Annotated in this window: 1 pseudogene; it reads left to right on the top strand. The window is 86.1% G+C overall.

Going from position 1 to position 618, the window contains the following annotated elements:
* Positions 1–618: pseudogene (locus tag ACFW9D_RS38295) on the top strand (ribonuclease E/G); the annotation flags it as partial.

Below are 618 nucleotides of genomic sequence, written 5' to 3'. Positions count from 1 at the left end.
GTCGAGGCCCCCGCGCCCGCCGCCGCGCCCGTCGCCGCCGCGCCCGTCGCCGCCGAGCCGGTCGCCGAGGAGGCCCCCGCGCCGCGCCGTCGCCGCCGTGCGACCCGCGCCGTCGCCGCCCCGGAGGCCACCGAGGCCGCCGAGGCCCCGCAGGTCACCGAGAGCGCCCCCGCCGAGGCCGTCGCCGCGCCCGAGCCGGTCGAGACGCCCGCCGAGGAGCCCGCCGCGCCGCGCCGCCGTCGCCGTGCGACCCGCGCCGTCGCCGCCCCGGAGGCCACCGAGGCCCCCGAGCAGGCCGAGCCCGCGCAGCCCGCCGCCCCCGATCAGCCCGAGGCCGCCGAGGAGCCCGCCGCCGAGGACGCGGCCCCGCGCCGCGGCCGCCGCCGCGCCACCCGTACGGTGTCCGCGCCCGAGCCCGTCCAGGCCGCCGAGCCGGCCGAGGAGCCCGCGGCCGCCGCCGAGCCCGCCGAGGAGACCGGCCCGCGCCGCGGCCGTCGCCGCGCCACCCGCAAGGCCGCCGGCGGCGTCGCCGAGCCGCGCCCCTCGAAGCAGGACCGCGCGCAGGTCGACTCCCAGGGCGGCCCCCCGAATCCCCCCGGCGGGCGCCGCATTCAGGCG

The organism is Streptomyces sp. NPDC059524, from assembly GCF_042749255.1.
In the GTDB taxonomy this organism is placed as follows: Bacteria; Actinomycetota; Actinomycetes; order Streptomycetales; family Streptomycetaceae; genus Streptomyces; species Streptomyces xanthii.
Note: the sequence above shows the minus strand (reverse complement) of the source record. Positions and strands in the feature narration are given on the sequence as shown.